We start from the raw sequence: 7088 nt of genomic DNA, 5'->3' as shown, positions 1-7088 counted from the left end.
CGCGGATGCGGATAACCACTTGGCATGCGCAACGCTCCTAAATCCAGGGATGTTGCACTGACCGTATGAATCTGCCCACCCGACAGCGTGCGGGTAACCCACGTTCGCGCCAGAAGTGTCAGCGCGTTCGTGTCGCGTAGTACCGGCCCAGCACGTCGGCGCGCAGCTCGTCGAAGTCACCCGTTTCGATGGCCGCGCGGATGCGGTCGACCAGCCGCACCACGAACCGCTCGTTGTGGATGGTGCACAGGGTCGCCGACAGGATCTCCTTGGCCTTGAACAGGTGGTGGATGTAGGCCTTGGTGTAGTGGGCGCAGGTATAGCAGTCGCAGTCGGCGTCGATCGGGGTGAAGTCCCGGCGGAACCGAGCGTTGGTGATGTTGAAGCGGCCGGTTGTCGAGTACACGGCGGCGTTGCGGGCGACCCGCGACGGAGACACACAGTCGAACGTGTCGGCGCCCGCGGCGATCGCGTCGAACAGATCGTCGGGCTCGCTGATGCCCAGCAGGTGGCGGGGCTTGTCGGCGGGCAGTTCGTCGACCACCCATCCGACAATCGTGGCGAGGTTCTGTTTCTCCAGGGCGCCGCCGATGCCGTAGCCGTCGAATTCGAGGCCCTCGGCGGGCCCGGCCTGTGCGCCGATCGTGACCAGACCGCGGGTGGCCTGTCTGCGCAGGTCCTCGTACTGGGCGCCCTGCACGACCCCGAACAACGCCTGCCCGGGCTTGTCCGGACGCGCCTCGTGCTGCCGCCGGTGCTCGGCCAGACAGCGCACCGCCCAGTCATGCGTCCGCTGCACCGACCGCTCCTGGTATCCGCGGGTGTTGACCAGCGTGGTCAGCTCGTCGAAAGCGAAGATGATGTCCGCTCCGAGCTGATGCTGGATCCGGATCGACACCTCGGGGGTGAACCGGTGGGTGGATCCGTCCAGATGCGATCGAAACGTCACCCCGTCGTCGTCGACGTTGGCCAGTCGCTCCTTGCCTTCGGCGATGATGTCGTCGGCCTGGACACGCTCGGCGTCCATCGCCAGCACTTTGCGAAAGCCCGCGCCCAGCGACAACACCTGAAAGCCGCCGCTGTCGGTGAACGTCGGACCCGGCCAGTTCATGAACGCCGACAATCCCCCGGCCTCGTCGACGATGTCCGGGCCGGGCTGCAGGTACAGGTGATAGGCGTTCGCCAGAAGGGCCTGCGCACCAAGTTCTTTCATGGTTTCGGGCAGCACCGCCTTGACGGTCGCCTGCGTGCCGACGGGAATGAACGCCGGGGTGCGGATCTCACCGTGGGGGGTGCGGATGACGCCGGTGCGGCCGGCCCGGCCGGGCAGTTGCGCCGTCACGCTGAAAAACGGGGCCGACGACTCTTTCGGAGCGGGAGATTTCGGCACGGCCACGCCGTAGATTCTGCACTGTGAGAAATCGGTGGGTGCCGACGTGCTGTGCCGCCGCGATCGTGCTGACGCCGGCCGCATGTTCGAGCAGTCCCGACGATTACACACCGCCGAAGGGCGAACTGGTCGCGGGCACGGCGCAGGTCTCGGTCAACGGCAACGACGAGGGCACGACCGACGCGGTGCAGTGCGACACGACGGGATACCTCACCACCATCACCACGGGCGACGAGACGTCCGGACTCACCGCGATGGTGTCGAACCAGGAAGCCCTGACCGTCGAGTCGGTCAGGATCAACAACATCGGCGGATTCACCGGCAGCTACACGGCCGGGGTGGGCGCCACGTCCGAGCCGGCCGAGGTTTCCATGACGGGCCGGACCTACGACATCTCCGGTGAAGCCGACGGCTTCGACACCGACAACCCCAGCTTCCGGGCCAACGGCACTTTCAGCGTCCAGGTGTCCTGCTGAGCAGGCGCTGGAGCGGATGATCAATTTTTGCCAGAAACGCTGTGGGCCGGTTTCCCGCGAACCCATACTGCTTTCGGATGATCCGATCTTGACGGGTCACACACACAAAGGAGAACAGGGTGAAGCGTGGGTTACTGGTCGCCGTCGGCGGCGCGGCGATCGTCATCGCAGGTCTATCCGGCTGTTCCTCGGGTGAGAAGAAGTCTGAAACCTCGGGTGAGACATCGACGGCCGCTTCGGCCGAGGGCAAGACCACCGTCACGATCGACGGTCAGGATCAGGCCGTCCAGGGCACCGTCGTGTGCAGCGACATGGGCGGGAACACCAACATCGCGATCGGCGACGCCACCACCGGCATCGGCGCCGTCGTCAGCTCCGGCGACGAACCGACGGTGCAGTCGGTCGGCCTGGGCAACGTCAACGGCGTGACGCTGGGCTACCAGAGTGGAGCCGGCCAGGGCGAGGCCAAGGCCGAGAAGGACGGCAAGACGTACAAGATCAGCGGCACCGCCACGGGCGTCGACATGGCCAACCCGTTGCAGCCGGTCAACAAGCCCTTCGAGATCGAAGTCACCTGCCCGTAGGGCAATCATCGAGCGTGAGAGAAGGCGGCGTCCCGACAAGGGGCGCCGCCGTTTTTCATCCGGTGTAGCCGGCGGCCGATTGGCGCAACTGCCAGATCTGCGCCGGGCACAGCTCGTTGACCGCCTGGTTGATCAGGTAGGCGCCCTGATACTTGTCGGTCGTGTGGAAGTCGGCGGTCACCTGGTCCACCAGCTGGCCGTAGCTCATCTTGCCCGCCACCCGGTCGCAGATCGTCCTGCCGTAGCCGATGGCGGCGTCGGCGTTGGGGAAGTTGTATCCCGGACGCACGTGCACGTTGACCAGATACGCGACCGCATCGGCGTTGGCCGTCGGAGCGGAGATCAACGCAGCCGCGCCCGCGGCGGCGACCAGGGTAACCATCACCGGCTTCATGGCTTAAGAGCCTATTCCGTGTCCACCGTCGATGCGGGGCACTTAGGCTAGCCACCTATGAGGCTCATGGCTGCAGCTGCGCTCTCGTGCGGATTCGTCGCCGCACCGCTGATGACCGCCGCGAATGCGCCGGCATCCCCCGGCTACTGCGACGGCGCCGACTGTGTTCCCTACGTCGACCGGAGCGCGGTGGAGGGCACGCACTGCGTGCAGAACACCCGCTACAACTTCGGGATCGACGCCTCGGGCAACACGCTGGCGTGCAACTCGCGCAGCACCTGGGTCTCGTCGCCGCCGCTGGTCGGCGTCCGCACCAACCGTCTGCCGTGCGGCGATGCGACCGGAGTGGCCCAGACCCCCGACGGCATCCCGCTGAGCTGCAAACAGGGTGCGTGGACACCCGACTATCAGGTGATCTTCTACGGCTGACGGCCACCGGTACGCGCGGCGCGCTCGCCTTTCGTCGTCCTCGTGTGTGATCTGCGCCTCGCTATTGTTTTGAGACCCAAGCGTATGCGTGACATACGTGAGGAATCGGGGCAAGCGGGGTACAACCACGGGCGTGGTGATCGATGTGCGTCTGCGGCCGGCAGACCCTCTGAGGATCGAGGTTCCGGCCACCGCGGATCGACTGGCACAGATTCGCCGCAGTTTGGTCGGGTGGATGGAACCGATCGGCGTGCCCGACGACGTGAGCGCCGACATCGTGCTCGCCGTCAACGAGGCCGCCACCAACTGCGTCGAGCATGCTTATCAGGACTCCCCCGACGGAGAGATGGTGGTCGAGGCGACCGTCGAGGACGGGCGGATAGTGGTCTGTGTCTCAGATCACGGACAGTGGCGGACCCCGAGCACGGAGCCGACGACCCGCGGGCGCGGCCTTCCGATCATCCGCGCGGTCGGCAACGGTGTGGAGGTCATGAAATCGGCGTCGGGCACGACCGTACGCATCGACTTCGACGTGACCGACGAAGAACGCGGCGGTCAGGAATTGGGCAGCCGAACCACCTGAACGAAGAACTCGTCGATCTGGCGGACGGCGTTCATGAACTGATCGAGATCGACGGGCTTGGTGACATACGCGTTGGCGTGCAGTTTGTAGCTGCGCAGGATGTCTTCCTCCGCCGATGATGTGGTGAGCACCACCACGGGGATATGGCTGAGCTCGGCGTCGGACTTGATCTGCTCGAGCAACTGCCTGCCGTCGTATTTCGGCAGGTTCAGGTCGAGCAGGATCAGGTCGGGCCGCGGCGCGTCGGCGTACTTGCCTCGGCGGTAGAGGAAGTCGAGTCCCTCCTCACCGTCGTGCGCGACATGCAAGGTGTTCTTGATCTTGTTGTGCTCGAATGCTTCTCGGGTGATCAGCTCGTCACCCGGGTCGTCCTCGACGAGCAACACGTCGATCGCCCGGCCGTCCAGTGTCATGCAGTTGATCCTTCCATTTCGGCCGCGACGGGCTCGTCGACGACGCAGGGAATGGTGAAGCGGAACCTGGTGCCCTCGGTGTGGCCGGTGTCGATCCAGATGTTACCGCCGTGGTGCTCGACGATCTTCTTGCACAGCGCCAGGCCGATACCCGTTCCGGTGTAGACCTCGCGGCCGTGCAGGCGCTGGAAGATCACGAAGACCTTCTCGGCGAACTCCTCGGGAATGCCGATCCCGTTGTCGGTGACGGTGAAGAGCCACGCGCCCTCGCGGGTGCCCTCGCCGACCGCGCAGTCGATGACGATCCGCGGCGCGGCGTCGGGCCGGCGGAACTTCACCGCGTTGCCGATCAGGTTCTGCCACAGCATCGTCAACAGCGTCGGGTCGCCCTTGACGGTGGGCAGCGGCTCTCCGGTGCGCACCACCTCCGCACCGGATTCCTCGATCGAGGCCGACACGTTGTCTATCGCGTCGGCCAGCACGGCATCAAGGTCGACGTCGGCTTCGGTCGAGCCGAGCCTGCCGACGCGGGAGAAGGTGAGGAGGTCGTTGATCAGCACCTGCATGCGTTTGGCGCCGTCGACGGCGAAGCGGATGTATTCGACGCCGCGCTCGTCGAGCTTGTCGCCGTAGCGCTTCTCGATCAGCTGGCAAAACGAGGCCACCTTGCGCAGCGGCTCCTGCAGGTCGTGTGAAGCCACATAGGCGAACTGTTCGAGTTCGGCGTTAGACCGTTGCAGTTCCAGGGCTTGGTCGCCGAGTTGCTCTTTGGCCGACCGCGACGCGGCCAGCTCGTCGACGATGCGCTGGCGCATGTCCTCCACATCCGCAGCGATCGCCTGAATGTCACGCGGGCCGCGCACCGCGATCTTTTCGTCGAAGTTGCCCTCGGTGATCCTGCGGCACGAGGCGGCGAGCTGCTCGAGGGGGCGGGTGACGGCCTTGCGCACCAGGACCGCCAGCACGATGCCGGCGACGAAGAACGCCACGAGGATCGCGATCAACAGGGTGTCTCGCCAGGTCTGCACGGCGGCGAGCTCGTCGACCGCATCCTGGCGGGCCTGCGACAGGTCGCGGTTCTGGGTGTTGAAGAGCACGCGCAGGGCGTCGAACCCTTGTTTGCCCCGCTCGGCGGTGGCGGCGTCCAGGACCTTCGGCATCCCGGGTGTCACCGAGGCAATCAGCGGGTCCGCGTACGTCGAGCGCCACTCGGCCGCGGCCTTCTCGATCGCTTCCAGGTCGCCGATGAGCTTCTCCCGGTGGCCGATTCCGTCGCGGATCTGCCGCGCCGCCTCGTTCTCGACCTGCTGACCCTCGAAGTAGGGGTCGAGGAATTGGAGATCGGCGGCGATCGCGTAACCGCGCACAGCGGTCTCCTGGTCGCGAAGGGCCGCCTGCAACTGATACGCCGCCACCCGGGCGGGTTGGATACCGAGGTTCAGCTCGCGCGAGACCTCGTCGGTCCGGTTCAACAGCAGCGCACCCACGATCGCGCCGGCGATGACCACCACGCCCATCATGGACAGCACGAGGTTCTGCCACCCCTGGACGGTGAGGCGACCCCTCATCCGGTGATCGTCCGCTCCACCCGCACCACCGCGATGTCGTCGCTGATACCGCCCACCGACTGCGCGCGGCGCTCCACGTCGTCGATCAGGGCGGTGACGAACTCGCGACCGGGCAGGTGCGCGTAGCCCCTGGCGACTTCGAGCAGGCCCGCCTCGCCGAGGCGTTCGGTTCCGCGACCGGAGCGACCCTCGAACAAGCCATCGGTCAACAGCACCAAGCCGTACCCCGGGGGCAGTTCAAAAAGGTTCAGCGGCCACTCGAGTCCGTACAGGCCGAGCGCCGGGCCGACCTTCGGTTCCAGCCACTCCACGGTGTTGTCCCCGTGCAGCAGCATGCCGGGATGACCGGCGGACACGACGTTGAAGCTGAGGTTGTCGGTGGACATCGCGACGCTGAGCACCGTCGCAAAGATGCTCGACCCCGGGCGTTCGGTGCTCAAAATCCGTTCCAACTGGCGCATGCGTTCGTTGCCCCGCAACCCGGCGAATGTCAGTGCGCGCCAGCCGATCCTCAACGCCACGCCCAGCGCGGCCTCGTCGGGTCCGTGGCCGGCCACGTCACCGACCATGACGTGCAGGGTGCGGTCGGGGGTCTGCACGAAGTCGTAGAAGTCGCCGCCGAGCAGTGCGTGCTGACGACTGGGGCGGTACTCGGCGACGATGTCGATTCCGGGTTGATCGAGGAGCAGCGGCGACGGCAGCAGGCCACGCTCGAGGCGGGCGTTCTCCATCGCGCGCAGCTCGCTGGCGTGCAGTTCCACCGACGTCAGCTCGGCGCGTTTGCGTTCCACGGCGTAGAGCAGGGCGCGGCGCAGCGTCTCCGGTTCGACGCGACCCTTGACGAGGTAATCCTGGGCGCCGGCAGCGACGGCCGAGATGCCGAAGTGCTCGTCGTTGAGGCCGGTCAACACGACGATCGGCATGGTGATGTCGCGCCTGGCGACGCGGTCGAGCGCCTTGATGCCGTCGGCGTCCGGAAGGTTCAGATCCAGCAGCACGCAGTCGGGGCGGGAAACCTCCAGATGCTGTTCGGCATCCTCCATGGACGGCGCCCACACGACGTTGATGTTGGAGTCGGCGTCGGCGATCAACTCCTCGACCAGGATGGCGTCGGCGCGGTCGTCCTCGACGAGCAGCACCGAAAAAGGGCGCAGCCCAGCACTCCCCCCGGCCGAGGCCCAGGGGTCCTGGTCATGAAGCGCGCGCATATACCAATTCTCTCGCGTTGGTCACCGCGGTCGCCTCGACCTC

The 7088-nt window shown here is 66.2% G+C and carries 9 protein-coding genes; 4 read left to right on the top strand and 5 right to left on the bottom strand.

The features are described from left to right. Window positions 1-118: 118 nt before the first annotated feature. Entirely contained in the window at window positions 119-1396 is a 1278-nt protein-coding gene (tgt, locus tag A5759_RS08680) for a tRNA guanosine(34) transglycosylase Tgt (protein ID WP_068196268.1), read from the bottom strand. Window positions 1397-1413: 17 nt separating this feature from the next. Between tgt and A5759_RS08675 the strand changes: the two genes are divergently transcribed. Beyond that, window positions 1414-1866, top strand: coding sequence for a lipoprotein LpqH (locus A5759_RS08675; protein WP_068196265.1), 453 nt, complete (start codon window positions 1414-1416; stop codon window positions 1864-1866). A gap of 119 nt (window positions 1867-1985) precedes the next feature. After that, window positions 1986-2450, top strand: coding sequence for a lipoprotein LpqH (locus A5759_RS08670; protein ID WP_064394832.1), 465 nt, complete (start codon window positions 1986-1988; stop codon window positions 2448-2450). Between the two features lie 55 nt (window positions 2451-2505). Here A5759_RS08670 and A5759_RS08665 read toward each other — a convergent pair whose 3' ends face one another. After that, window positions 2506-2844, bottom strand: a complete 339-nt coding sequence (locus A5759_RS08665) for a DUF732 domain-containing protein (RefSeq protein WP_064418474.1) — start codon at window positions 2842-2844, stop codon at window positions 2506-2508. A gap of 57 nt (window positions 2845-2901) precedes the next feature. Between A5759_RS08665 and A5759_RS08660 the strand changes: the two genes are divergently transcribed. Together A5759_RS08660 and A5759_RS08655 are read left to right on the top strand one after the other, a co-directional pair. Continuing rightward, a complete protein-coding gene (locus A5759_RS08660; protein ID WP_068196261.1) occupies window positions 2902-3273 on the top strand; it encodes a hypothetical protein in 372 nt (123 codons plus the stop codon). Window positions 3274-3406: 133 nt separating this feature from the next. Beyond that, complete coding sequence (locus A5759_RS08655) at window positions 3407-3856, top strand: ATP-binding protein (protein ID WP_068196258.1); 450 nt, start codon at window positions 3407-3409, stop codon at window positions 3854-3856. Here the strand turns inward: A5759_RS08655 and A5759_RS08650 are convergent. From A5759_RS08650 to A5759_RS08640, 3 genes are read right to left on the bottom strand one after another with little or no spacing between them, the layout of a single operon-like run. After that, window positions 3829-4269 carry a response regulator gene (locus A5759_RS08650; protein WP_064394836.1) on the bottom strand — a complete coding sequence of 147 codons (441 nt, stop codon included), beginning with the start codon at window positions 4267-4269 and terminating at the stop codon, window positions 3829-3831. The genes A5759_RS08655 and A5759_RS08650 overlap by 28 nt on opposite strands. Beyond that, window positions 4266-5837: an ATP-binding protein gene (locus tag A5759_RS08645; RefSeq protein WP_068196255.1), complete on the bottom strand. Its 1572-nt coding sequence runs from the start codon at window positions 5835-5837 to the stop codon at window positions 4266-4268. The genes A5759_RS08650 and A5759_RS08645 overlap by 4 nt, the downstream gene beginning before the upstream one ends. Beyond that, window positions 5834-7045, bottom strand: a complete 1212-nt coding sequence (locus A5759_RS08640; protein WP_156616868.1) for a PP2C family protein-serine/threonine phosphatase — start codon at window positions 7043-7045, stop codon at window positions 5834-5836. Before A5759_RS08640 ends, A5759_RS08645 begins: the two co-directional genes overlap by 4 nt. Window positions 7046-7088 lie beyond the last annotated feature (43 nt).

Source organism: Mycobacterium sp. 852014-52144_SCH5372336 (assembly GCF_001665615.1).
Lineage (GTDB): Bacteria > Actinomycetota > Actinomycetes > Mycobacteriales > Mycobacteriaceae > Mycobacterium > Mycobacterium neumannii_A.
This window is presented reverse-complemented; position numbering and strand designations above follow the sequence as displayed.